General features: G+C 56.8%; 23 protein-coding genes, 1 tRNA gene and 1 pseudogene. 17 read left to right on the forward strand and 8 right to left on the reverse strand.

Annotation, left to right across the window (positions count from 1 at the left end; genetic code table 11):
- Nucleotides 1–24 precede the first annotated feature (24 nt).
- The 4 genes from ACA061_RS12340 to ACA061_RS12355 all read left to right on the forward strand — a co-directional run bounded on the left by ACA061_RS12340 (nt 25) and on the right by ACA061_RS12355 (nt 3,303).
- Nucleotides 25–1,050: a GlxA family transcriptional regulator gene (locus ACA061_RS12340; RefSeq protein ID WP_497301717.1), complete on the forward strand. Its 1,026-nt coding sequence runs from the start codon at nt 25–27 to the stop codon at nt 1,048–1,050.
- A gap of 183 nt (nt 1,051–1,233) precedes the next feature.
- Nucleotides 1,234–2,028, forward strand: coding sequence for a nitrilase-related carbon-nitrogen hydrolase (locus ACA061_RS12345; RefSeq protein ID WP_497301718.1), 795 nt, complete (start codon nt 1,234–1,236; stop codon nt 2,026–2,028).
- A gap of 444 nt (nt 2,029–2,472) precedes the next feature.
- A complete protein-coding gene (locus tag ACA061_RS12350) occupies nt 2,473–2,838 on the forward strand; it encodes a DUF6124 family protein (protein WP_210702057.1) in 366 nt (121 codons plus the stop codon).
- Nucleotides 2,839–2,943: 105 nt separating this feature from the next.
- On the forward strand, nt 2,944–3,303 hold the full coding sequence (locus ACA061_RS12355; RefSeq protein ID WP_200617066.1) for a DUF6124 family protein: 360 nt from the start codon (nt 2,944–2,946) through the stop codon (nt 3,301–3,303).
- Nucleotides 3,304–3,373: 70 nt separating this feature from the next.
- Here ACA061_RS12355 and ACA061_RS12360 read toward each other — a convergent pair whose 3' ends face one another.
- Nucleotides 3,374–4,402 carry an alpha/beta fold hydrolase gene (locus ACA061_RS12360; protein WP_497301719.1) on the reverse strand — a complete coding sequence of 343 codons (1,029 nt, stop codon included), beginning with the start codon at nt 4,400–4,402 and terminating at the stop codon, nt 3,374–3,376.
- Nucleotides 4,403–4,720: 318 nt separating this feature from the next.
- Between ACA061_RS12360 and ACA061_RS12365 the strand changes: the two genes are divergently transcribed.
- Nucleotides 4,721–4,795 (forward strand) — tRNA-Gln (locus ACA061_RS12365).
- Between the two features lie 114 nt (nt 4,796–4,909).
- Here ACA061_RS12365 and ACA061_RS12370 read toward each other — a convergent pair.
- The 3 genes and pseudogenes from ACA061_RS12370 to gstA form a co-directional block, all read right to left on the reverse strand.
- Entirely contained in the window at nt 4,910–6,898 is a 1,989-nt protein-coding gene (locus tag ACA061_RS12370) for a peptidase U32 family protein (protein WP_497301720.1), read from the reverse strand.
- A gap of 763 nt (nt 6,899–7,661) precedes the next feature.
- Nucleotides 7,662–8,042 carry a RidA family protein gene (locus ACA061_RS12375; protein ID WP_150591651.1) on the reverse strand — a complete coding sequence of 127 codons (381 nt, stop codon included), beginning with the start codon at nt 8,040–8,042 and terminating at the stop codon, nt 7,662–7,664.
- Nucleotides 8,043–8,109: 67 nt separating this feature from the next.
- A pseudogene (gene gstA / locus ACA061_RS12380) lies at nt 8,110–8,721 on the reverse strand (glutathione transferase GstA).
- A gap of 110 nt (nt 8,722–8,831) precedes the next feature.
- Between gstA and ACA061_RS12385 the strand changes: the two are divergent.
- Together ACA061_RS12385 and ACA061_RS12390 are read left to right on the forward strand one after the other, a co-directional pair.
- The gene (locus ACA061_RS12385) at nt 8,832–9,740 is read left to right on the forward strand and encodes a transcriptional regulator GcvA (RefSeq protein WP_497301722.1); all 909 of its coding nucleotides are present in this window, start codon (nt 8,832–8,834) and stop codon (nt 9,738–9,740) included.
- 124 nt (nt 9,741–9,864) lie between these two features.
- Complete coding sequence (locus ACA061_RS12390; protein WP_150597678.1) at nt 9,865–10,278, forward strand: cupin domain-containing protein; 414 nt, start codon at nt 9,865–9,867, stop codon at nt 10,276–10,278.
- A gap of 3 nt (nt 10,279–10,281) precedes the next feature.
- On the opposite strand, the gene ACA061_RS12395 is transcribed toward ACA061_RS12390, so the two are convergent.
- Nucleotides 10,282–10,491, reverse strand: a complete 210-nt coding sequence (locus ACA061_RS12395) for a hypothetical protein (protein WP_150603233.1) — start codon at nt 10,489–10,491, stop codon at nt 10,282–10,284.
- A 187-nt stretch (nt 10,492–10,678) separates the two neighbouring features.
- On the opposite strand from ACA061_RS12395, the gene ACA061_RS12400 reads away from it, so the two are divergent.
- The 10 genes from ACA061_RS12400 (at nt 10,679) to ACA061_RS12445 (ending at nt 22,233) form a co-directional block, all read left to right on the forward strand.
- The gene (locus tag ACA061_RS12400; protein WP_150615807.1) at nt 10,679–11,344 is read left to right on the forward strand and encodes a TIGR02466 family protein; all 666 of its coding nucleotides are present in this window, start codon (nt 10,679–10,681) and stop codon (nt 11,342–11,344) included.
- A gap of 174 nt (nt 11,345–11,518) precedes the next feature.
- Nucleotides 11,519–11,986: a hypothetical protein gene (locus ACA061_RS12405; protein WP_150615806.1), complete on the forward strand. Its 468-nt coding sequence runs from the start codon at nt 11,519–11,521 to the stop codon at nt 11,984–11,986.
- A 287-nt stretch (nt 11,987–12,273) separates the two neighbouring features.
- Nucleotides 12,274–14,634 carry a type VI secretion system Vgr family protein gene (locus tag ACA061_RS12410; protein ID WP_497301726.1) on the forward strand — a complete coding sequence of 787 codons (2,361 nt, stop codon included), beginning with the start codon at nt 12,274–12,276 and terminating at the stop codon, nt 14,632–14,634.
- Between the two features lie 17 nt (nt 14,635–14,651).
- Nucleotides 14,652–16,841 (forward strand): phospholipase D-like domain-containing protein, encoded by a 2,190-nt coding sequence (locus tag ACA061_RS12415; protein ID WP_497301727.1) that lies wholly within the window; start codon nt 14,652–14,654, stop codon nt 16,839–16,841.
- Complete coding sequence (locus ACA061_RS12420) at nt 16,822–17,733, forward strand: tetratricopeptide repeat protein (RefSeq protein ID WP_497301728.1); 912 nt, start codon at nt 16,822–16,824, stop codon at nt 17,731–17,733. Before ACA061_RS12415 ends, ACA061_RS12420 begins: the two co-directional genes overlap by 20 nt.
- Entirely contained in the window at nt 17,730–18,677 is a 948-nt protein-coding gene (locus tag ACA061_RS12425) for a tetratricopeptide repeat protein (protein WP_497301729.1), read from the forward strand. The genes ACA061_RS12420 and ACA061_RS12425 overlap by 4 nt, the downstream gene beginning before the upstream one ends.
- A complete protein-coding gene (locus ACA061_RS12430) occupies nt 18,674–19,621 on the forward strand; it encodes a tetratricopeptide repeat protein (RefSeq protein ID WP_497301730.1) in 948 nt (315 codons plus the stop codon). Before ACA061_RS12425 ends, ACA061_RS12430 begins: the two co-directional genes overlap by 4 nt.
- A gap of 715 nt (nt 19,622–20,336) precedes the next feature.
- The gene (locus tag ACA061_RS12435) at nt 20,337–20,984 is read left to right on the forward strand and encodes a hypothetical protein (RefSeq protein WP_497301732.1); all 648 of its coding nucleotides are present in this window, start codon (nt 20,337–20,339) and stop codon (nt 20,982–20,984) included.
- The gene (locus ACA061_RS12440) at nt 20,984–21,412 is read left to right on the forward strand and encodes a phage holin family protein (protein WP_150615801.1); all 429 of its coding nucleotides are present in this window, start codon (nt 20,984–20,986) and stop codon (nt 21,410–21,412) included. Before ACA061_RS12435 ends, ACA061_RS12440 begins: the two co-directional genes overlap by 1 nt.
- Entirely contained in the window at nt 21,409–22,233 is an 825-nt protein-coding gene (locus ACA061_RS12445) for a DUF3618 domain-containing protein (protein ID WP_210554638.1), read from the forward strand. Before ACA061_RS12440 ends, ACA061_RS12445 begins: the two co-directional genes overlap by 4 nt.
- A gap of 47 nt (nt 22,234–22,280) precedes the next feature.
- On the opposite strand, the gene ACA061_RS12450 is transcribed toward ACA061_RS12445, so the two are convergent.
- The 3 genes from ACA061_RS12450 to galE all read right to left on the reverse strand — a co-directional run bounded on the left by ACA061_RS12450 (nt 22,281) and on the right by galE (nt 25,454).
- Complete coding sequence (locus tag ACA061_RS12450) at nt 22,281–22,766, reverse strand: DUF6130 family protein (protein ID WP_497301733.1); 486 nt, start codon at nt 22,764–22,766, stop codon at nt 22,281–22,283.
- 126 nt (nt 22,767–22,892) lie between these two features.
- Nucleotides 22,893–24,368, reverse strand: a complete 1,476-nt coding sequence (locus tag ACA061_RS12455; protein WP_497301734.1) for a family 16 glycosylhydrolase — start codon at nt 24,366–24,368, stop codon at nt 22,893–22,895.
- Nucleotides 24,369–24,398: 30 nt separating this feature from the next.
- Nucleotides 24,399–25,454 carry a UDP-glucose 4-epimerase GalE gene (gene galE, locus ACA061_RS12460; RefSeq protein WP_497301735.1) on the reverse strand — a complete coding sequence of 352 codons (1,056 nt, stop codon included), beginning with the start codon at nt 25,452–25,454 and terminating at the stop codon, nt 24,399–24,401.
- Nucleotides 25,455–25,480 lie beyond the last annotated feature (26 nt).

A 25,480-nucleotide genomic window follows, 5' to 3' on the forward strand; every position in this document is an offset into this window, starting at 1 on the left:
TATCGGCGCATAACAACATGACCGATGGACCAGACCTTGATCGAACGACGGCAATTCAGCGGGGGCATGAAGGGCAAAAACCTCCGCTATCTGAATGAGCAATCCGCTGACCAGACCCGCGTGACGCGCGCGGGTTTTCTACTGCTTGAACACTTTTCGCTACCGGCCTTCACCCAGGCGCTGGACACGATCATCACCAGCAATCTGTTGCGCGCAGAGCTGTTTTCTACGCGCACCTTTGGCTTGAGTGAAGCTGAGGTCGTCAGCGATCTGGGATTGGTAATTCGGCCAGATGCGCGGATTGATCTGGCGGCACTTCAGGACCTGGACTTGCTGGTGGTGTGCGGCGGCTATCGAACCGAACTGCGCGCCAGTGACGAGTTCATCAGCCTGTTGAAAGCGGCAGCAGAGCGCGGTGTCAGCCTCGCCGGTTTGTGGAATGGCGCGTGGTTTCTCGGCCGCGCCGGACTGCTCGATGGCTATCGTTGCGCGATCCACCCGGAACATCGCCCGGCGCTGACCGAAATCGCCAAGTCCACCCACGTCAGCAGCGAACCCTACGTCATCGACCGCGACCGACTCACGGCATCGAGCCCGTCCGGAGCGTTTCACATGGCCCTGGACTGGATCAAGTGCCTGCATGGCAAGGCCTTGGTCGAGGGCGTCGAGGACATCCTCGCGTTCGAGGAATCGCGCTATCGACGGATCAAACCGGATGAAAACATCTGCGTCAGCGCACCGCTGCGTGAAGTGGTAAAGCTGATGGATGCCAACCTCGAAGAACCGTTGGAACTGGAGCAACTTGCAGTCTATGCCGGCCGCTCCCGGCGCCAGTTGGAGCGCTTGTTCAAGGAACAGCTGGGCACCACTCCACAGCGCTATTACTTGGAACTGCGCATTACTGAAGCGCGGCGTTTGCTGCAACACACTGAGTTGTCGCAGGTGGAAGTGCTGGTGGCGTGTGGGTTTGTTTCGCCGAGTCATTTCAGCAAGTGCTATAGCTCATACTTCGGCTATCGCCCGTCAAAAGAAAAACGCCTCGTCAAATAACCCAAGCCGTTACCAGCCCGAGTTCACTTCGGTATTTCCAGGCCGATGTTGTTTACGGTGACTGAGCTGATGCGGCGCGGGTGGCTTGCCTGACATCCGGTAAGGAAATAGACCAAACTTGATGCCGCCCAAGGCAAGATAATCCCGGGCCCAGATCCCTCCCCATAATGGTTGGAAGAATTCATGCTGACCGCTTTTTTGCAGTACCCGGTTTCATTTGGCGACCCAGCAGCAAACTTCAATAAAATTCGCGATGCTGTTGACTCGGAACAATTTGATCTCTTGGTAATGCCCGAGCTTTGCACCATTGGTTATTTTCACGAGTCGCGTGAGGCATTGTTTCTTCATGCTGAATCGGCACTCGATGGGCCAACGGCGCAGTTTTTACTGCAGCTGTCCGCAGACAAGAATGCAACGCTGATTGCGGGCATCGCCGAGCGTGACGGCGATCAAATCTACAATACGGCGATTGTCGTATCGCGCGGGCGCTGGCTGGGAAAACAGCGCAAGTGCCACCTGTCTCGTATAGAAAAGCTGATCTTCACCCCAGGCGATTCATTAGCGTGTTTCGATGACGGAATCTGCCGTTTCGGCGTTCTTACCTGTTTCGACCTTTGGATGCCAGAGGCCGTTCGCCTGTTGGTGCGCCAAGGTGCGCAGTTACTGTGTTGTCCAGCCAATTATGGTGGGCCTTGGACAACCCAGCTTGCGCGCATTCGCGCAATGGAAAACGCCACTCCGCTGATCTGTGCCAATCGTACGGGTGTGGAAATGTATGCGGGCGCAGAGGCGACATTCCGAGGTGAAAGCCAAATTGTCGGGCCTATGGGAGAAGTCTGGACTTGCGCCACAGAAGAGACGTCGCTGGGTTTGTCGATAATCGACCCGGCTGCACACGTTCTCAAGGCGAATCCTATGTGCGATGACTTGATGGTAGAGGCAAGCCGCTATGCTTTATCAGGCCCACACTTAAAATGAACCGACGCAAGTAACGCTATTTGGCCCAACTCTTTGCCAAGGCACCTCAGGACCAGGACCAGGGCATGCAGGCTGTTTAAACACTATTTCGCGCACACGTTTAACTTACACGCACTGTTACGCCATAACGGCTACAACACCTTGCGCCGTTGCCTACGCGTACGCCAGAATCCGCCGGCTTACGCGCCTTGAGGCGGGCTGTATCGTTTCCCTGTCACTGCAAAACAGTGATCGGGTTTGGTAGCCCGCTTCATTTACAGTTATTGCGTCGCCATGCGCAGCCTCGTTTTTTAAGGCTGAGATTATATGGTGGCCATGCGTGGGGCTCCCTCGGGAGCGCCGGGTTTACTGTTTTGACCGGTCTACCAACCCACAAATGGCCGCCACCCTGCGTTTGGTAGCGAGAGTGATGGCTCCTTTTATCTTTTAAAACAGGTGTCATCTATGTTCAAAATTACGCCAAACCCACCAGAAACCGATCCAATCCCCTACGACGCCGCCCTCGAACCTCAAAACATCAAAGAGGCAACAGAACGCGCGATCAACTTCTACCTCAACCCCTCGGCATTGAAGACTTCAATCCCCACACGCAAGACCGGCCGAATCTATCTCATCGACCCCACCGTGGATGACGAAACGCTGCTGGTCGAGGCGACTGAAACCTTGTCTTCCGCCAGTGACATGGCGCGTGAGTTCGCCGAATTGATGGAGGGGCCACACCGCAAAAAGATGCTGGTGCTGCAGCAAGTGATCATGCTCAGCGAATTGGTGGTCGGTCGAGTCCTGGATAACCAGCGCTTGCCGCACTAGTTGTGATGCAGATGAGTGAGGGGGCTTGCTCCCTCATTGCAGACAAGCGTCTACGGTCGCGATCGTGACGCTTCTGGCTTTCTGGCTCTTATGGAGTTTCAGCTGATGTCCAAGACACCCGAACCACCCGTCACAGATCCGGCGTCGCCGTACGCATCACCCAACTCAAGAAAACTCCACGAAGCGGCAGAGCGTGCGCTTGACCATTACCTGCTGCCAGCAGCCGGGATCATGGCAACACCCTATACGCCCAGCACTATGTTCATGGTCAACCCGCAGTCCGACGCCGAGTCTTTGCTGACCAATGCCAGCGGCTCTTTAGCGTCTGCCACGGTCATGCTCGGTAATTTTGCTGGGCTGCTGGAAGGGTCGAACCGCCATACCTTGTTGGGTATCGCCCAAGTGGTCATGTTGGGAGAGTTGGCGGTCAACAAGGCGTTGGATATCGTTGTGCCAACGGAGTAATCACGCACGTTAGCCATTAAGCAGTCAGCCTTTGCGGCTGACTGCTTTTTTGCTGGGGCAGGGTGACGCTTTACAAGTGATCCGCATCAATCACAGCCTTGGCAAACGCCTGCGGATCTTCCTGCGGCAAGTTGTGGCCAATCCCGCCGTTGATCAAGCGGAACTCGTACTTGCCGGTAAAGCGCTTGGCGTAGTCCTCCGGCGCCGGGTGCGGTGCGCCGTTGGCGTCGCCTTCCAGGGTGATGGTCGGCACGCTGATTGATGGGGCGGTGGCCAGTTTCTGCTCCAATGCCGCGTATTTCGCCTCGCCCTGCACCAGGCCCAGACGCCAGCGGTAATTGAACACGGTGATGTCGACGTGATCGGGGTTCTCCAGCGCTTTGGCGGAGCGATCAAACGTAGCGTCATCGAATTTCCACTGCGGCGACGCGGTTTGCCAGATCAGCTTGGCGAAGTCGTGGGTGTTTTTCGCATAGCCGGCGCGGCCGCGGTCGGTGGCGAAGTAGAACTGATACCACCACTGCAATTCAGCCTTGGGCGGCAGCGGGTTCTGCCCGGCAGCCTGATTGCCGATCAGGTAGCCGCTGACCGCCACCAGCGCTTTCACGCGCTCCGGCCACAGCGCCGAGACGATGCCCGCCGAGCGTGCGCCCCAGTCATAACCGCCGAGCACCGCTTGCTTGATCTTCAGTGCATCCATGAAGTCGATGACGTCACTGGCCAGCGCCGCCGGTTGGCCGTTGCGCAGGGTGTCTTTGGAGAGGAATTGCGTATCGCCATAACCCCGCGCATACGGCATCAACACGCGATAACCCTTGGCCGCGAGCAACGGCGCGACTTCATCGTAACTGTGAATGTCGTAGGGCCAGCCGTGCAACAGAATCACCACCGGGCCGTTGGCCGGACCGGTTTCGGCGTAAGCAACGTCCAGCACACCCGCCTTCACATGTTTCAGCGGACCGAACGGCGAGGGCGAGGAGTAACTCGCCGCCGCAGGTTCTGCGGTTTGGGCTTGAGCCGTGCCGAAAGCGCCGAACAACGACAGCGCCAGAATCGAAAGTCCGAATGCGGTTTTGCGGGTGTGCAGTGCCATTTTCATGGTGACGTCTCCTGTGCGAACTGTTGGTTGACGATTGTGAGTGAATCCTTCAAACCGTGAGTGCATTTGAGCGCCGAGACGTATCTGGCCTGTGTCGAAGAGGGGCGAAGTTGAAATCCGCTGTATCGCGGCGGGGGTCGTACACAGTGTGATACACGCCGCCAAACGGGCCGATCATTGGGCGCAATCCAGCCAAAAAAATAAGTCGCTGTTTTAAAACAAAAAATATTTCATTTCGGGCTTCCCAAACGTAACGAATGTTGATAAATTGCGCCCCGTTCTTGCAGTGATCCTCACGGAGCCGCTGACAAGTGCTGTAGGGGCGTCGCCAAGCGGTAAGGCAGCAGGTTTTGATCCTGCCATGCGTTGGTTCAAATCCAGCCGCCCCTGCCATATATCAAAAAACGCCAACTTCGAAAGAAGTTGGCGTTTTTTTATGCCTGCGATTTGACCTCGATGGAGCGGGGCAGGCGTGCGCGGCGCCTAAGCACCGCGCACGCCGACCACTCAGTGCGGTGCGCGCGGGATGGTTTTCATCAGGTCTTCGGGGCTGATGTGGCCAACCACGCTGCCCAGTTGCGGCAGGTTGAGGATGTGACCTTTCATCTTGCCGATGATGTGCATCTCGCACGGCTTGCAATCGAACTTCAGCGTCAGCACTTCATCGCCGTGGATCAACTGCATCGGCGCAACCTTGGTGCGCACGCCGGTCACGCCTTTGGCCTGTTTCGGGCACAGGTTGAAGGAGAAACGCAGACAGTGCTTGGTGATCATCACCGGCACTTCGCCTGCTTCTTCGTGCGCTTCGTACGCGGCGTCGATCAGCTTCACGCCGTGACGATGGTAGAAGTCGCGCGCCTTCTGGTTGTAGACGTTGGCGAGGAACGTCAGGTGCGAATCCGGGTACACCGGTGGTGGCGTGGTTTCGGCTTTGCGGCCGCCGCGCGGGTGAGCGGCAACACGGGCGGCGGTCAGCGCTTCGATCACTTCACGGCGCAGGGTTTTGAGCTGCGAGTTAGGGATGAAGAATGCCTGTGGCGCATCGAGTTTGATGTCGGTGGCGTGGTACTGCGTGGTGCCGAGTTGGCCAAGCAAATCGCGCAACTGCTCCAGTGCCTGCTCCGGTTTGTTGGCAACGCCAAACGGACCGTTCAGGGTGACGCTGGCGCTGATGCCTTCTTCACTGGTGGCGGTGACTTCCAGCTGCTCTTCACGCAGACGGGCAACCCAGCTCAGGGCCACGCGACGCTCGGAAGAGGTTTTTTGCAGCGCCTGCTGCCAGTTGTGATCGAGGTTGCGATTCAGCGGGTGGTTCGGGCGCAGTTTGTACAGGCCTTCGGGCATTTCGTTCGGCTCGACGCGGTAGCGGTAACGCTTCTCGCCGTCTTCTTCGAACTCGCCTTTTGGTTCGGCGATGTTGGCGCGGAAACCGACCACTTCACGCTTGACCAGTACGTTCAAACCGTCACCGTTGGACAGCGGTTCGTGGGTCACGACCTGCATGTCACGCTTGCCGACTTTCTCGACCGTGCCCACCGGCAAACCGGTGAAGGTCGGCGAATCGAAGGCGCCGATGTCGATCTTGCGATCAGTCACGAAGTAATCGGTGCTGCCGCGGTGGAAGGTTTTTTCCGGGTCTGGCAGGAAGAAATGCGCGGTGCGGCCGCTGGAAGCGCGGGCCAGGTCCGGGCGATATTCGAGCACGTCGTCGAGGCGCTGACGGTAATAGGCGGTGATGTTCTTCACGTAGCCCATGTCTTTGTAGCGACCTTCGATCTTGAACGAGCGCACACCGGCTTCGACCAGGGCTCGGATGTTGGCGCTCTGGTTGTTGTCCTTCATCGACAGCAGGTGTTTTTCGTAGGCGATCACGCCACCCTTTTCGTCTTTGAGGGTGTACGGCAAGCGACAGGCCTGGGAGCAATCGCCACGGTTGGCGCTGCGCCCGGTCTGCGCGTGGGAAATGTTGCACTGGCCGGAGAACGCCACGCACAACGCGCCATGAATGAAGAACTCGACGGCGGCGTCGGTCTCATCGGCGATCGCGCGGATTTCCTGCAGATTGAGTTCGCGGGCCAGCACCAATTGCGAGAAGCCGGCCTGATCGAGGAACTTCGCCCGTTCCAGCGTACGAATGTCGGTCTGGGTCGAGGCGTGCAGCTCGATCGGCGGTATGTCCAGCTCCATCACGCCCAGATCCTGGACGATCAATGCATCGACACCGGCGTCGTACAACTGATGGATCAGCTTGCGCGCCGGCTCCAGTTCGTTGTCGTGCAGGATCGTGTTGATGGTGGTGAAAATTCGCGCGTGATATTTACGGGCAAATTCCACCAGCCCGGCGATCTCGCTTACTTCGTTGCAAGCGTTGTGGCGGGCGCCGAAGCTTGGGCCACCAATGTACACGGCGTCGGCGCCGTGCAGGATCGCCTCGCGGGCAATGGCCACGTCGCGGGCAGGGCTGAGCAATTCCAGATGATGCTTGGGCAAGGACATAGTTTTTTTTAGTCAGGCTGTCACGGTTGAGGCGCGCATTGTAGCCCCGAAACGCGCGCCGGGCACGCCCGTGCTGCCCGATGGCAAACGCCACGTGCCAAACCCTGTGGGAGGCAGCCAGCCTACCTGCTGGCGATAGCGGTAGATCAGCCTACAAAGATGTCGATTGTCAGTACGCCATCGCGGGCAAGCCCGCTCCCACAGGGTTTTGTGCCGGGCACATACCTCACGAACACCACCAAACCCTGTAGGAGCCAGCCTGCTGGCGATAGCGGTAGATCAGCCAACAGAGATGTCGACTATCATTACGCCATCGCGGGCAAGCCTGCTCCCACAGTGATTTATGCCAGACACAAACCTTGCGACCACCGACAAACCCTGTGGGAGCGGGCTTGCCCGCGATAGCGGTAAATCAGCCAACAAAGATGTCGACTGTCAGTACGCCATCGCGGGCAAGCCTGCTCCCACAATGATTTATGCCAGACACAAACCTTGCGACCACCGACAAACCCTGTGGGAGCGGGCTTGCCCGCGATAGCGGTAGATCAGCCAACAAAGATGTCGAATGTCAGTACGCCATCGCAGGCAAGCCTGCTCCCACAGTGATTTATGCCAGACACAAACCTTGCGACCACCGACAAACCCTGTGGGAGCGGGCTTGCCCGCGATAGCGGTAGATCAGCCAACAAAGATGTCGACGATCAGTACGCCATCGCCAGCAGGCTGGCTCCCACAGGTTTTTGTGTTTACTTCAGATCGGGGCTCAGGCCTTGGCAGCCATCGCGGTGACTTCCACGCGCATGCCTTCGACGGCCAGCGAGGCAACGCCAACCGCCGCGCGCACCGGCCACGGTTTGGCGAAGAAGCGCTGGTAAACCTCGTTGAACGCGGCACGATCAGCCATGTCGGTGAGGTAGATGGTCAGATGCATGACCCGGTCCATCGAACTGCCCGCACGTTCCAGTGCAACTTTCAGCGCTTGCAGCGTGCATTCGCTTTGCTCGGTGATGCCGCCCAGTTCGAGGCTGCCATCGGCGCGGGTCGGAATCTGCGTGGAAACCATGATCCCGCCGAAGGTCGCGACGTCGGAGGAAATGGAGTCGGCGTCCGGATCGGGCGTGAAGGTGATGTCTTGGTTGGCCATGTGGATCCCTTGTCTGAGCGAGTAAAGATCGCGGCAGTTTACAGATTCGTTGGCCAATCGGCACAGGTCAAACCGGCTGAGTTGCCTCTTCTGCCGCAATCGCCGACTGCACGCTAGGACGCTCGGCGATGCGCCTCAAATACCCGGCCAGCGGCGGCCAATCCTCGATATCAATGTTGAACACCGGCAGCCATTTCAGCACGCTGAAAAGGTAAGCATCTGCCACCCCAAATGTGCCCATCAGATAATCCTGCTCAACCAGTGTCTGGCTCATAAAATCCAGACGCGTGAACAGTTTGTCTTTGAAAATCGCCTAGGTCGATGGCGCAATCTCTCTGTTGAATAGCGGTGCGCTACCACCATGAATTTCAGTGCTGATGAAATTCAGGTGCTCCTGCAACCGCGCTCGCTCCCAACTGCCGGGTGGCGGTGCCAGTGCATTGCCGGGTACTTGGTCGACAAGAAACTGCACAATCGCCGGGCCCTCCGTCAGCACTTCACCATTATCCAGCTCCAGCGCGGCGACGTAACCTTTCGGATTGATCTCGCGAAAGTCGCGCCCGTCGGCCGTACGTTTGGTTTGATTATTCACACGAATCAGTTCGAACGGCAGGCCCAGTTCGCGCAGCACGATGTGCGGCGACAGCGAACAGGTCATCGGTGCGAAATACAGTTTCATGGCACTTCCTTGCTGAATGAAGGCCGCCAGAATCCACCTTGGCGGAAGCTTTCGCAAAGGTCATTTGAAATGCTAGCGTATGACAAAATCTCATGAGCACCGAATGTCATATGCCCGTCAGACTTCCATCTCTCAATGGCTTGCGAGCCTTCGAATCAGCCGCCCGGCACATGAGTTTTACCCAGGCTGCCGAAGAGTTGAACGTCACCCAAACCGCCATCAGCCATCAAATTCGCCGCCTCGAAGCAGAGCTTGGTGTGCCACTCTTCCTTCGGCTCAAGGATGGCTTGGCGCTAACCGAAGACGGGCAGGCGTACTTGCCCGGAATCCGTTCGGCCTTCCATGAGTTGCGCTATTCGACCGAGCAGTTACTCGCATCGCGTAATACCAGCGTGCTGACCATCAGCACCTTGGTGTCGGTAGCGTCCAAGTGGTTGCTGCCGCGTCTGCCGGCGTTTCAGCAGGCCTTTCCCGATATCGATGTGAGGGTCAGCGCCTCCACCGATCTGGTGGACTTTCGCAAGGGTGGCATTGATGCGGCGATTCGTTATGGCCGGGGTGACTGGAAGGGCTTGCGCGCGGATTGGCTAATGTCTGATGAGGTTTTCCCAGTGTGCAGCCCGGCATTGCTTGCCGGCGCGCAAGCCTTGAAAACACCGGCAGATCTGCTCAACCACACGATGCTGCAAGTCAGTGGCATGACCTCCGGCGACTGGAACACCTGGCTCAGCGCGGCGGGGCATCCGCCGCAACTGGCCAAGGCTCCGCGGTTGACTTTCGATCTGGCGATGATGGCGGTGCAGGCTGCGGTGGATGGGCAGGGTGTGTGCATCGGCCGTTCGACCTATGTCGAGGATGATTTGCGCGCGGGGCGACTGGTGGCGCCGTTTGATCTGCGCTTGCAGGATGATCTGGGTTTCTATCTGGTGACGCCTGTTGAAACAGCTGATTCGAAGAAGATCGTCGCTTTGCGAACATGGCTGCTGGCGCTACGGCAGAACACCCAAGCGTTTGTATAACCGTGTATCAATCCCGGCCCGGTACACACGCCAATAACAAACCAAGGATTCACGACACATCAGCGCTACAAGCCCTGTTCAAAGTGGCGTCACCACACACCACTGAGTTCGAGAGGGCAACATCATGCGCCGTCCATTGTTCCTGACTACTGCCGCCATACTTGCTTCGATGATTGGCATCGCACACGCCGCCGAGACGCAGCCCAAGAGCTGGCAGCAAGGCCTGAGCCGTACCGATCTGGTACGCCAGGACCTCGGCGCTGCCGACCGCGAAGTCATTCAGGCACGAGTCGATTTTGAACCCGGTGTGACCTCGCCACGCCATGCGCATCCGGGCGTGGAAGTCGCGTACGTGATCAGCGGCACGTTTGAATATCAACTTGAGGGCAGGGCGCCAGTGACGCTGAAGGCGGGTGATTCGCTGTTCATTCCGGAAGGTGTGGCGCATATCGCCAAGAACATCGGTACTGACAAGGGCTCGGAGTTGGCGACTTATATTGTGAAGAAGGGTGACCCGCTGTTGATTCTCAAGCCGTAGGGTTTAGTGCAGTGTCACAACCCGTCGACTCTCGCCAATCCGGATCCGGTCGAGCGCGCGGTTCAACGCATCAAGTGCGTCGAGAAGTGCTTTGGCTTCCGCTTCTCGACCATCACCCCACAAACGTTCGGCCATTTTGTTCAACGCCTGAATCGATCGCTCGATTTCCGCGGCGGTGGCGGCCTCTTTGCTGACCGGTTGTTTCTTGGGCATTCGGTGGTTTTCCTGCAAAACGGGTGGCTGCCGTTTTAGCACGATGCCCGCGTGCCGTGAAGTTCAAAGGCACATTGGCCAATGTGCTCTTAACTTTTTCCACCATGCTTTTAACAAAGGTTTACACCAGCTTTTTAATGCGATCGATATAGTTTGGCGTAACTAACGTAATGCAGAGAAAGTGGTAATGCAGTCGAGCAACAATCTAATAAACCCTGAGCTGATAAAGATTCGACGGCTGTTCGCCACGCCTCTGGCAAGTATCCAGTACCCCGACGCCGACAGGCTCAACACAGAGCTGAAAACCCTGATCACCCGACGCATGGCCGAAGATCGCAGCGGTGCAAAGCGTAGCAATGACGGCGGCTGGCAGTCTTCGAATGACTTTCCTGCGTGGGGAGGCGAGGCCTGCGACGCACTGGTCAAGTTCGCCACGGAGTTTGCCGTTCAACTTACGGCTGTTCACAGCGATCAATACGGCCTGACCGAGCCCGCATTCGAATGGAAACTTAATGCTTGGGCAAACGTGAACGAGGCTGGCCACAGTAATGCGCTGCATGGCCATCCGGGTGCGTTCTGGTCTGGGGTTTATTGGGTCGACGCCGGCGGCCGGGAAGGCGATCCAGCAGTGGGCGGTGATCTGGAATTCATCGACCCACGCGGGATGGTCGCATCGACCTACAATCCTGCTCTGCGCATGAGAGTTGAAGATTGCATCAGTGCGGGTTTTAGCACTACGTGTGTTGCCCAAAGTGGCACTTTCCTCATGTTCCCGTCGTGGTTGATGCACTCGGTGAAACGTTATGAAGGAACGAGGCCGCGGATTTCTATCGCATTCAACTTCGGTGCGTGAAGAAACTTCATTCTGCTTTCATCGGCGAACACATCGCGTCCGCTTTGATCATTGTTTTTCTAATGTTGGTTATCAAGCCATGCAAATCATGGACACGTGTTCACGCTCGCGACAACATCCAGTTCGTCGCCTAACCTGTTACAGCAAGTTCGCATCTGACAGGGAGGCCAAGACATGCCAATGGACTTTAGAAGTGATCTCGTCGCAGCAATTCTTTTGATCGTTCCATTGTTCCTTTTCGCAAGTATGGGGACCGACCCGCTTTATTCGGGCACCTGGTATCTCAGCGGCGTGCCTTTGGTCGCGCTGATTCCGGGACTGATTGCGCGCGCGCCAGCGTTGTTTTTGACGGGAACAACAGCCGCAGCAATCACGACTCTTTTGATCTACATCTCACTCATGTCCAGCATGGGTAGAGAGGCGGGTCTTGTCGGACTTGGGCACCTGTTTTCCGTCCTTGGCATGCTGGTAGGCACATGCCTGTCGATTTGGTTCTTGAAGTACCGCGTCAAAGCAACGTTGCCGTGGATTGTTGCGAGTGTTGCGTTTCTGGGAGCTGGCCTTGGTTTTTTATTAGCGCAGATGATCGTTTGCAATACGCTCATTTATTGCGGCGCACTTTCGTTTGGCATTTGGAGTTGACGTAAGGACGCGTCCGCTTCTAGCGCAGCTCGTTTTTACACACTCAGGGTCAGAAACGGACTTTCGACGGATGAGTGCCTGGAAGTGAGCGAAACCAAGAAACATATTGTTTCAATTCTTTGAATCTCCTACGTACTGGGGCTCTCCGGGCAACTGCGCAACTTCTTGCGCAGTTCAAGCACGTTATGATTGCGCGCCTCACAGAGCTGCTCGCCCAGAGCCCCCATGTCTCACAGACGAGCTTGGGTTTTAAGGAAGATCTACAGCACGTCAAGGAGCAACAAAAGATGTTCAGTCCTGCCAACCAAGCTCATTTCAGCCTGACCATCGATAATCTTGAGCACGATCTTCAGGTGCTTTCGTTTACCGGCACCGAAGGTATTAGCCAACCCTACGCATTCGATGTGGAACTGGTCAGCGAAAACCCCGACCTGGACTTGGAAACCCTGCTCCACAAACAGGCGTTCCTGGCGTTGGACATTAACGGCAGTGGCATCCACGGCCAGATCTACCGTGTCGCCCAAGGCGATGCCGGTAAGCGCCTGACCCGCTACAAAGTGTCGATGGTGCCGCAACTGCAATACCTGCATCACCGCACCAACCAGCGCATCTACCAGCAGATGTCAGCGCCGAAAATCATCGCGCTGATCCTCGAAGAACACGGCATCAAGGGTAACGCCTACAGCTTCCAGCTGAGCCAGCCGTGCCCGGATCGCGACTACTGCGTGCAGTACGACGAAACCGATCTGCACTTCGTCCAGCGCTTGTGCGAAGAGGAAGGCATTCACTACCACTTCCAGCACAGCGACAAAGGTCACCTGCTGGTGTTCGGCGACGACCAGACCGTGTTCCAGAAACTCGGCCAGCCCACTGCGTACTTACAAGGCAGCGGGATGGTCGCCGACGAACCGGTGATCAAAGGCTTCAAGCTGCGCCTGGAAACCCGCACCAGCCGCGTCACCCGACGCGACTACGATTTCGAAAAACCGCGCCTGCAAATGGAGGCCGCGTACAAACCTGACGGCGAGAGCACTGAACCGGACCTCGAAGACTACGACTACCCCGGCCGCTTCATCGAGCGTGCGCGCGGCAAGTTCCTCAGCCAGCGCGCCCTCGAACGCCACCGCGCCGACTACCGTCAGGCCGAAGGTCGCGGCGACCAGACCAAACTGGTCAGCGGCCACTTCATGGAAATGTCCGACCACCCGCGCAGCGAGTGGAACGACCTGTGGCTGCTCACCGAAATCGTCCACGAAGGCAAACAGCCGCAAGTCCTCGAAGAAGGCGTGACCAGCGACACCACCGACAACAAGGACGACTTTCACCAGGGCTACCGCAACACCTTCCTCGCCACCCCGTGGGACGTGTTCTACCGCCCGGCGCTCGAACACCCGAAACCCCGCGTCCTCGGCAGCCAGACCGCCCACGTCACCGGCCCCAAAGGCGAAGAAATCCACTGCGACCAATACGGCCGCATCAAAGTGCAATTCCACTGGGACCGCGAAGGCCAGGCCGACGACAAAACCAGCTGCTGGATGCGCGTCTCCAGCTCCTGGGCCGGTGACCGCTACGGCGCGATCAGCATCCCGCGCATCGGCATGGAAGTCCTCGTAACCTTCCTCGAAGGCGACCCCGACCAACCCCTCGTCACCGGCTGCCTGTACCACAAGGAAAACCCGGTGCCGTATGCACTGCCGGCGAACAAGACTCGCAGTGTGTTCAAAACGCTTAGCTCCCCAGGTGGCGGTGGGTATAACGAACTGCGCATTGAAGACAAGAAAGGTGCGGAGCAGATCTACATCCACGCCCAGCGCGATTGGGATGAAAACGTTGAGCACGACCAGAAGATTCGGGTCGGCAATGAACGCCACGACACGGTGGAGAAGAACAGCTACACCGAACTCAAGGCTGAAGAGCATCGCACCACCATCAGCGACCGCAAGGTTGAGATCAAAGCCAATGACCATTTGGTGATAGGCCAAAACCAGCACATCAAACTGGGCACCGCGCAGTTGATGACGGCAGGCAAAGAAATTCATCTCAAGGCCGGGCAGAAAATGGTTATCGAAGCAGGCACGGAGCTCACCGTGAAGGCCGGCGGTAGCTTCATCAAGCTGGATGCCGGTGGCATTACCGTAGTGGGTCCGGTCATCAAGCTGAACGCAGGAGGAGCGGCGGGTGTCGGGACCGGAAATGCCGCGCTCCTGCCGCTAGTGCCACTGCCAGCGGCCTCTGACAAGGCCGGCGAAGTCCCCGAGCGGGGCGAGTCGCAACCGGCGCCGGACGTCATTCACAAACTCAGCGCAACCATCAGTGCAGTGCCCGGTCATCCCGGTTACGAAGATGAGCCCTATACGCTATTCGCCGATGGCGCCGTGATTCAGGAAGGCCTTACGGGCGAAGACGGTAAGATCAAGTTCGATCACGTTCCGGGCACTCAGGCTTACGCGGTGGAGTTGGTTAATGGCCATCGTTTCGAGATTGAACCCAAAGAAGAAAGCAGCCAATCCGCTTCACAGAACCAACAACTGGCACGTCAAGGCTATCGCGACTATCACGCTCAGGCCGATCAGCTCGAACCGATGGGCTCGACGGATGACTACCGCGCCGTTACGTTGAACCCGGCCAGCAAGCCGAAGAGCCATTGAATGCAGGAAGCAATCGAATGACGACTGATTACAGCAAAGAAGTTATCCAACTGACGCCTACAGAACACAAGTCCACTTCCCTGACCATGGACTGGTTTGCGAGGAAAGCGCTCTACCCACCACGTGCCGGCATTAAGGTCACCCCATTGATCAATGGTGATAAGGCATTCGGCGCTGTATACGATGCCATTGAGGCCGCGACGAAGAGTGTCGAAATCATCAGTTGGGGGTTCGACCCGGCGATGCGTTTCAAGCCGGGCAGCGATCGCATCGGCGAGCTGCTGGATGTTCGAGGTCGCCACGGGGTCAAGACGCGTGTGCTGATCTGGAAAAACCCAGTGGCCAATTTTGTTGAAAACACCATCATTGGCGATGGCCTGACTGGCTCAGGCGGGACGGCCATGGGCTCTGGCATCACCAAGGGCAGTGCCGGTTCCAGCCGCACGCTCGAAGATCGCCAGAAACTGGAATATCGCCGCACGATTCATCAACATGAACTGACCAAACTTCGTGCCGGTGAAATCCCCGCCTATGGGACCAGTGGTTTTCGCTACGACCAACGCGAAACGGAGCTGCTGGCCATTCTGCTCGACATTGAAACCGAACTGAGCGGACAAGGTGGCTACAACAAACTAAAAGGATCCGGTGCGCCCAAATATTCCCCGCAGGATCAGGAATACACCCGGGAATGGTTCAGCCGCGTCCACGACGGCCGGATGCAGAACGTCGAGTTTCGCACCCGTGACTTTTCTACAGAGATTCCCCTTAATGCCGCCATACGCGGACCGCAGATGAGCGATGAAAAAGGACGTGTTGCGACCCTTTTTCGATTGATGAAAGGGGAAGCCCCCGATACCAATTTTGCGCATATGTTGCTGTTAACTCTGTTTGGCAGCCACCACCAGAAAATGGTGTTAGTGGACTACGAAGACACTGCGAATGCGGTTGGCTTCGTCATGGGGCACAACATGCATCGCAATTATTGGGATACCAGCGCGCACCTGTATGACGACAAAGCCGCGCGGCGTAGCCCAGGCTTCGGTCCCTGGCAGGACTTGTCGATGAAAGTGCAAGGTCCTGCTTTGCACGACCTGAACCACAACTTCAGCACTGCCTGGGATCGGGAAACCTTCTGGGTCAAAAAATGGTTTGCCGATGGCCTGCGCGATCAACGCCAAGCCATCAAGCCGGACAACTTCAAAGCCGCCGGTTCGACGATGGCGCAGATTTGCCGCACACAACCACAGGAAGGGGCCGAGACCTCGATTCTGGAGCTGTACCACAAGGCTCTGGGCAACGTGCGCAACTACGCCTATTTTGAAAACCAGTATTTCCGCTACCCGCCGTTTGCCAAACAGTTGCGTGAACTGGCGGCGGCTTATATCGCAAAGGGAAAAGACAAGGATCTGTACTTGTTCGTGGTCACCAACAACCCCAACGACAAGGGTTTTTCCAGCACCACTTATGCCACCTTGCAGGAACTGGGGCAGGAGCAGCTGATGCCCCAGGCTCAGCGCACTCTGGTGGAGGAAATGTTGCAAAAACGCAGCCGCCTAGCTTATCTGAACGAAAATCTGAGTCGCAATCCCGGCGTGCAGAGGAATCAGCTAAAAAAAATAGGGTGGCTGAAAAACGATATTACCGACCTGGAAAAAAAAGGGGTTACCCCTGAGTTAGAGCAGCGCCTGGGTGGTCTCAAACCAACAGATATTCCTGAACTCGGCAAACCGAAGAACGGAGAGGAAGAAGATCAAAAGCCCTACGCCCTGAAAGACATACCAGGCCTCAAGATCGCCATCGCGACACTGAGTGCTTGCACCCCAGAGCCCGGAAGCACGCTAGCCGAGGGCGAGCAGGCGTATTTCAGGGACATCTACGTGCACTCAAAATTGCTGGTGGTGGACGATGTCTTCAGTCTGCTCAGTTCTGCAAATATCAACACTCGTAGCCTGCATACCGATTCGGAGTTAGGTCTGGCTGCACCGGATGCTGAGTTGGCCAAGCGTTGGCGGGAGGAGTTGTGGAATTTGCATGTTGGTAAGTCATTTGACGACGACAAGGGGCGTTGTGATGCAACTAAAAATTTCATTAAGTGGAATAAAGTGATGGATACAAATTGGGAAAACAAAGGCAGGAATAAGCCATTAATTGCCCATCTAACGCGTTTTTGGGATGTGGAGACGCCTTATGCCAAAGCCATTGACTAAAGCCATTTCTTTTTGTGCCCTCATCCTTTCATTTTTGCTGAGCGGAGCTCCGGCCATGGCCTATCCAACGTTTACCTGTACCTACGAAAAAGACCACAACCCGCCGCTGGATGCGGAAGCCGAGCGCTGGTTTCAACAGGCCCGCGCGTTGGAGAAGGTACGAGGCGTCAAAGACTGGGTAACCATCGTCGGGCTCTACGAAAAAGCGATCGCCAAAGATCATTGGAAGGCGATGCATAACCTGGCGGGACTTTACCGCACGGGTTGGCCAGGGCAACCGGGTGTTGAACAAGATACCAGCAAGATGCTCGACCTCTATGAGCGCATGGTGAAGCTCAAAGTCCCGCTGGGTTATTACAACTGGGCCGTGGTTGCCGAAAATGGACGAGGAGTTTTGAAGTCCGACCGGATGGCCAGTTCTTATATGTTCCAGGCTGCGCAGTTAGGCAGTCCATTAGCTCAGGTTCAAATCGGCCAATACTTCGCTTTTTCTCTCCCTAGGGATAAGCAAGACGATGACATGGCTGAGCGTTATTACCGATGTGCCGGCGCTCAGGACAATCCCGACGCAATGGAGAAAACTGCAAGTTTTTATAATACTGCTAAAGAAAACAAACCTAGGTCTTTATTCTATTATCAGCGCGCCGCGTCGCTGGGTAATGTATCAGGACTAATGTCTCTCATTGGGGCATTTTCGGCTCAACCTGAACCTATAGATAATTTTGGATATCTGCCAGATGAAAAGCTCCATGAATTTTATTCAGGTCTATTGAAACAACTAGATGCTAACCCTGAATTGCGCTTCCCTAATCTGATGAAAGACCACCCGCTTCCAGCCCACCCCAAGCAGGGCTTTGACGCAGAACATCCGGATCGCCGGCCGGAAATATGAGTGATCTCCTTCAACAAGAAATGCATCGGCGCATACCGGGGCGAATGATTAAAGCAATGGCTTTTTGTGCTGTCTGCATGTGCGGCGTATTCAATGGCACTCCAGCCATGGCCTACCCAACCTTTACCTGCGCCTACGAAAAAGACCACAACCCACAACTGGATGCGGAAGCCGAACGCTGCTTTCAACAGGCTCGCGCTTTGGAGAAGGTAAGAGGCGTCAAAGACTGGGTAACCATCGTCGGGCTCTACGAAAAAGCCATCGCCAAAGATCATTGGAAAGCGATGCATAACCTGGCGGGGCTCTACCGCACGGGCTGGCCGGGACAACCTGGTGTTGAACAAGACACCAGCAAGATGCTCGACCTCTACGAGCGCATGGTGAAACTCAAAGTCCCGCTGGGTTATTACAACTGGGCCGTGGTTGCCGAAAATGGACGAGGAGTTTTGAAGTCCGAGCGGATGGCCAGTTCCTATATGTTCCAGGCGGCGCAGCTAGGCAGTCCTTTAGCACAAGTTCGAATCGGGAATTACCTTTCATTCGAATTGCCTCGAGACAAGCAGGATGACCGAATGGCTGAGCCATACTTTCGATGTGCTGGCGCTCAAGACTCGCCGGAAGCAATCATAGAAGCAGCCGCATTCTATAAAATCTCTAAAAAAAATAAACCTCTCGCACTGTTCTATTATCAACGTGCAGCATCACTGGGTAGTTCTACAGGGTTAAATAATCTAAAAGGAGCGTTTGAACCTGAACCTGAACCTATATATAACTTTGGATATCAGCCAGATCCTAAGCTTTTTGACCTATATGCCGACCTATGGAAACAGCTCCGGGCCGACCCTAATCTGCGCTTCCCTAATCTGATGAAAGACCACCCGCTTCCAGCCCACCCCAAGCAGGGCTTTGACGCAGAACATCCGGACCGTCGACCTGAAATATGAGTCATCTCCTTCAACAAGAAATGCGTGGGCGCATGCCTGTGCGAATGATTAAAGCAATGGCTTTTTGTGCTGTCTGCATGTGCGGCGTATTCAATGTCACTCCAGCTATGGCCTATCCAACGTTTACCTGTGCCTACGAAAAAGACCACAACCCGCCGCTGGATGGGGAAGCGGAGCGCTGGTTTCAAGAGGCCCGCGCGTTGGAGAAGGTACGAGGCGTCAAAGACTGGATAACCATCGTCGGGCTCTACGAAAAAGCGATCGCCAAAGATCATTGGAAGGCGATGCATAACCTGGCGGGACTTTACCGCACGGGTTGGCCAGGGCAACCGGGTGTTGAACAAGATACCAGCAAGATGCTCGACCTCTACGAGCGCATGGTGAAGCTCAAAGTCCCGCTGGGTTATTACAACTGGGCGGTGGTTGCCGAAAATGGACGAGGAGTGTTGAAGTCAGATCGCATGGCGAGTTCCTATATGTTCCAGGCGGCGCAGTTAGGCAGTCCTTTAGCACAAGTTCGAATCGGGAATTACTTTTCATTCGAATTGCCTCGGGACAAGCAGGATGACCGAATGGCAGAGCCATACTTTCGATGTGCTGGCGCTCAAGACTCGCCGGAAGCAATCATAGAAACAGCCGCATTCTATAAAATCTCTAAAAAAAATAAGCCTCTCGCATTATTCTATTATCAGCGTGCTGCATCGCTGGGCAGTTTGTCAGGGTTAATGACTCTCATCGGGGCATTTTCGGCTCAACCTGAACCTATAGATAATTTTGGATATCTGCCAGATGAAAAGCTCCATGAATTTTATTCAGGTCTATTGAAACAACTAGATGCTAACCCTGAATTGCGCTTCCCTAATCTGATGAAAGACCATCCGCTTCCAGCCCACCCCAAGCAGGGCTTTGACGCAGAGCATCCGGATCGCCGACCCGAAATATGAGTGATCTCCGTCAACAAAAAATGCGTGGGCGCATACCTGGGCGAATGATTAAAGCAATGGCTTTTTGTGCTGTCTGCATGTGCGGCGTATTCAATGGCACTCCAGCCATGGCCTATCCAACGTTTACCTGTGCCTACGAAAAAGACCACAACCCGCCGCTGGATGGCGAAGCGGAGCGCTGGTTTCAATTGGAGCAGGTGAGAGCTACGAAATCACGTTCGTACAGAAACTCGAAAACCCAGGTATTTACCTCATACACTTTCTCGCCCTTAACGGTATAGATCCGTCTGCGGAAGAATATTCAGTTACAGGTGGTTTGCCATACAAGTATTCCGTTGGCGTGGACCAATACGTGGTTGTTGAATAGACCGATGAGCTCCTTGGCGCGCGTCTGTTATGGCCGAAACCAGTTAGCCAGCTAACTACTTCAGCCCCTGTAACGCATCAACCACCACTCCAAACGCCGAAGAATGCTCACGTCGATGCCGCTAATAAGGGTAATACCCCGGAAACGGCTGACCCTGTTTTCAAGCCAGGATCAAGAGATCGCAGCCCTCGGCAGCTCCTGCAGTTGCCGTAATTTGAGGTGATGTTTGCTCGTTCATCAAATCCTTTGAACGATCCCGAGAACTGATCCGTCCTTAACTTTAAGGGGCTCAGGGCAATGGTGCTGCGAAGTCCCGTACGACGTTTTCAGCAGAAGGCGAGGGACGACATGAATACTTCAGACAGCAGGGCCGGCACCCAGTCCGGTGCGCCAGATGATGGCAAGCCGCAGGACTTTCAACATTTAAAGGACGATGTCACCGACGCAATCGGCGGCGCTAGGCAACAGGCTGACGCACAATTCGGCCAGTATCGCGACACCGCCGCTGACCAGATCGAGGCCTTGGCGCAGGGGGCGAAAAGCTTCGTCTCGGAGCTGGAAGACAAGGACACGCTGGGCATGTCCGATTACCTGACCGACATGGCCGAGTCCATGACCGGGCTGGCAGGTAACCTTCGCGGCAAAAGTGCCGAACAGTTGTTGCATGACGCTGCTGACCTGGCTCGCAGCAACCCCGGTTTGTTCATTGCCGGCAGTATCGCGCTGGGTTTTGGCCTGTCGCGGTTCCTCAAGGCGGGCAGTTCCGCCGCTGTCACGGTCAGTGCGAATCACGATCCGGCGGCGGGCACCTCGACACCGCCCGCCGCGGGCTATGGCGCGCACCGACCTTACGAATCCTCCCCGCCACCGACCACCAATTCCAACCCTGGATTGGCCACTGGCATCACCCCGACGTCGCCGAACGAGTACGACCATCCCACTGATTTTGCCGGGTCATCTACGCCTGTTTCGCCAAGCACGAAAGGAGAGTTGTGATGAACAGAGACGATTCCGAACTGCCGGGTGCAAGACCTGTCACCCAAGCTGATGACGCTTCGATGGTTGGCCTGCTGCGGCAATTGTCCCGCGAAGTGCCCGCGTTGTTCACCAAGGAACTGGCGCTGGCCAAGGCCGAGTTGCAAGCCAGTCTGACCACGCTGAAGGCCGGCATTGCCGGGGTGGCGGGCGGGGCGATCGTGCTACTGGCGGGCTTGATCATTCTGTTGATGTCCGCGGTCTACGCCCTCAGCACGATGATGGCGCCGTGGCTGGCGGCACTGATTGTCGGCGTCGTGGTGATGGTTATCGGCTTCATCATGCTGCAATCGGGCAAAAAACAATTCGAGCCGTCCCACTTCAAGCCTGACCGGACGCTGGACGCTTTGAATAAAGATCAGGAAGCGCTGCGGAGGAAAGTCTCATGAAAAGTGAACTGGACATCGAATCGGAAAAAAGCCCTGAGCAGATCGAGCGGGAAATCGACGCGCAGCGCGCCAGCATCGGCAACATCGTCGACAAGCTGGAAAGCAAATTCACGCCCGGCCAGATGTTCGATCAGGCGTGGAGCATGATGCAGAACAATGGCTCGACGTTTGTCAGCAATCTAGGCACCAGCGTGCGCAACAACCCCGTGCCCGCCGTGCTGACATCAGTCGGTTTACTGTGGCTGATGATGAGTCAGAACCGCCCGCCAGTGCCGCAACCGGTGTATCGCAGCGGTCCGGATCAGGACCGGGCGGGGGAATGGGCGGATGGCCTGGCTGACGGCATCGACAGCGCTCGAGATAGTCTGCATCACACTGCCGACTCGCTGAAGGACGGTTACCAGTCGCTGAAAAACAAGGCCAGCCACTTGGGCGATAACGTTGGCGCTGCTGGCGAGAACCTGAGTCATGCGATGCACGATGCCGGCGACCGCCTCAATCGCAGCACCCAGGTGTTGGGCCAGCAGTTCAATCAAATGCTCAGGGAACAGCCATTGGTCGTCGCGGCGGCGGGCATTGCATTGGGCGCATTGATTGGTGCGGCATTGCCGAGTACTTCGACCGAGCAGCGTTACATGGGACGAACCAGCGCGGGCCTGGTCGACAAAGTGAAGAAACAAGCTCAGGAGGGTTACGAGGCTGTGCGTGACACAGTGACCAAAACCACTGAGCAAGCGGATGTGGATGCGACATCCAACGCATCGCAAAAAACCGCATCCAGCACATCGGCGGATCTTTCTCAGGGGTTAGGCACTTCCTGAGGTCCATGAAAACGGGAGGCCTGCAACAGGCCTCCCGTTATTGGCCGTCACGGTTTACTCGCGTGCCCGTCGTCCATAGGCGGGACATCCATTGGTTTCACCTCGGGAACACTGAAACTGACGGTCGTACGGGTGAGAACGGTGTGGTTCGGGTCGGCGATTTCCAGAAGTACCTTGTGCGGACCAGGCGTCAGTCCCACGAGAATGATCGGGTCTTCACTGGTGTGCGCCCACGTGCCTTTCCAGTCATCTACCGTCACGTGAAGGTGGCCGAGACGGGGTGATACGTCACCCGCGACTTTGCCAAACACCGGCATGATCCTGGCGTGCTCTGTTCGATACTGGATGATTACCACGCCGCGCGCGAGCGGCCCGGCCAGCGGCGGATAGGCGATGATTTTTGCCTGCGATTCGGATTCCAGGGGGAGTATTGCCGGCGGTTGATCGACGCTGGCGGGTTCCTGAGCAATTGCCGCGATGCAATAAATGCCTGCCAAGGACAGCACAAACAGATTTCTGAGAGCGAGAAACATGGCGTTTTCTCCCGAGTGGTTTTGTACAAGGCTAGACCAGCGGATGCAGGCATTAAACTCGCGCCATGTACCAATCATCAGAAGACCGAAATGTGCTCGGAAACAGTTCTACCGATCAGTCTGGCTCTACGGACGTTGCGTCCAGACCTTCACATAGTCGACACGAAACGTGGAGGGCAGGTCGGCGTCATCGACCACGCCGAACCAGTCCCACATCGCCTCGCTGTCGAACACGATCTGCATCGGGAAGAACCAGTGGGTGTTCTTTGCCTCGCGCACCAGCACCCCGTCGACGTACCAGCGCAGGGTGTCCGCCCGCCAATCGAAACCATAGACATGAAAGGTGTTCGCCAATCGCCATGGCGCAATCCAGGTGCTGCCGTCGCTCAGGTGTTCATCGCTTTGGGGTGTGGCCCAGACGTGCGCGTTCATGTTGTACATGACATCGAATTTGCCATTGAGGGTCTTGCCGCCGATTTCGAAGATATCGATTTCGGTGGCGTTGTCCGGCAGCCCGGTCCAGGCCAGCCAGAACGCACTGGAGCCCGCCGAGTTCATCGGTTTGGCGCGGGTTTCGTAATAGCCGTAGAGCCCGCGTTCAATGGTGCGCACCATCGCCGAGCTGTAGTCCTTGTAGCCCAGGCGCATGTATTTTTCGGGCAGCGTCTGCTTGCGAAACGAGATGTTCAGATTGCCGTTGGCGACCTTGGCATTCTCGGGCAGAAACAACGCCGGTTTGCGTCCGAGCGAGTCGGTGCCGGTGGCGTTGTTGACGTGCCAACGCGTCGCGTCGATGGCGTTGCCGTTGAACTCGTCGGACAGCCGCGTATCCAGCACCCACTTTCCGGCATTCGCCTGATCGGATAACGGCAGGTTGGCGTTGGTGCGCGCTGGCGTTGGGCCGAGCGGGCCGGTGCGGGTCCAGGCGGTTGACGGTTGCGGCAGTGTCACCGCCCATTTTTGGTGGAGGTAATCCGACACCTGCTGACGTTCTGCCTGAGAGGCCAGCAGCCGATCGTAGACCAGCACTTCGGCAATGTCGCCGCGCAGAATTTCCGAAGTGCCGACCACGTTGCGCGCCACGGCGAACGGGCCGATGGGCACGTTGGTGGTCTCCAGAAACGCCACTGTCGGCGCATAGGCCCCGGTCTGCTGCACGCTGAGACCGAAGTTGGGCGCCACGTTGTCGTTGTCGGCCAGTTGCGGGCGCGAGCTGAACAAGCGCTGCCAGGCTTTGCCCCCGGCCTGATCCGGCAAGCGGCGCGAGACCACGAACACCGTTACCGAACCCTTCGCGGTGCGGATTGCCTGACCGGTGAAGGCCGAGGCACCGTTGAAACGCAGCACCGAGCGACCATTCAGGGCGTTCTCCACGCGCAAGGGCAGTGAGGCGGCGGCCGGGTCATCAAGGCTGACATCATTGGATTGCCCGGATTTGTCATGCCAACGCGAGACCCGATTTTGCGCATCCAGAGTCATATGCACCGCATCGGCGCCATCGAGCCACAGCACCAGCCCATCGGTGACGGGCAGCTCGGCGGACGCCTGCGCACTGGCGCTCAACATCAGCCAAAGCATTGCCCGTAAGGTTTGCCTGAACATGGCTAAGTCCTTCCCTGAATCAGACAACCGTTATTTGCCGGCGAATGCCAACATCGGTGCAGGTTGCGGGTGGTAGCCGTCCGGGTTGTTCGACTGCCAGCGCCAACTGTCCGTGAGCATTTGCCCCAGGCTGCGTTGTGCGCTCCAGCCCAACTCGCGGCTGGCCTTGCTCGCATCGGCCCAATACTGCGCGACATCGCCGGCGCGCCGGGGTGCAAAGCGGTAGGGAATGCTGACCCCGGTGGCATCCTCGAAACCGCGGATCAGTTGCAGCACGCTGTAACCGATGCCGGTGCCGAGGTTCCAGATGTGAATGCCATGGTCGCCATGAAGTCGTTCGAGGGCCTTGAGGTGACCTTCGGCCAGGTCGACCACGTGAATGTAGTCGCGCACACAAGTGCCGTCGACGGTCGGGTAATCGTTGCCATACACCATCAATTCACTCATGCGGCCGGTCGCGACCATCGTCAGGCACGGCAGCAGGTTATTCGGTATGCCGTTGGGCGCCTCGCCGATCATTCCGCTTTCGTGGGCACCGATGGGATTGAAGTAGCGCAGCACGGCGATGTTCCAGCGTGAATCGGAACACGTCAGGTCGGTCAGCAACTCTTCGGCCATCAACTTCGAGCGGCCGTAGGGGTTGGACGGTTTGCCGGTACCCAGGTCTTCGCCGATGGGCGTGCACGCCGGTTCGCCATAGACCGTCGCCGAGGAACTGAACACCAGATTGAACACGTGCGCACGTGCCATTGCCTGGCACAGCGTGAGCGTGCCGGTGACGTTGTTGGCGTAATAATCCATGGGCTTGCGCACGCTTTGCGCCACGGCTTTGAGCCCGGCGAAATGCATCACGGCGTCGATGGCGTAGTCACTGAAAATCTCGTCGAGCAGGCGTGAATCGAGGATGTCGCCTTCGATGAATTCGATCCGTGTGCCGCTCAGTGACTCCAGCCGACGGATCGATTCGACACTGCTGTTGCTCAGGTTATCCAGCACCAGCACGCGGTGGCCGGCCTCCACCAGTCTCAACGCAGTATGGGAACCGATGTAGCCGGCGCCCCCGGTGATCAGGGTAGTTTTGCGCATGACGATGTGCTCCAGAGAGGCAACGG

The organism is Pseudomonas sp. LBUM1668 (assembly GCF_059695715.1).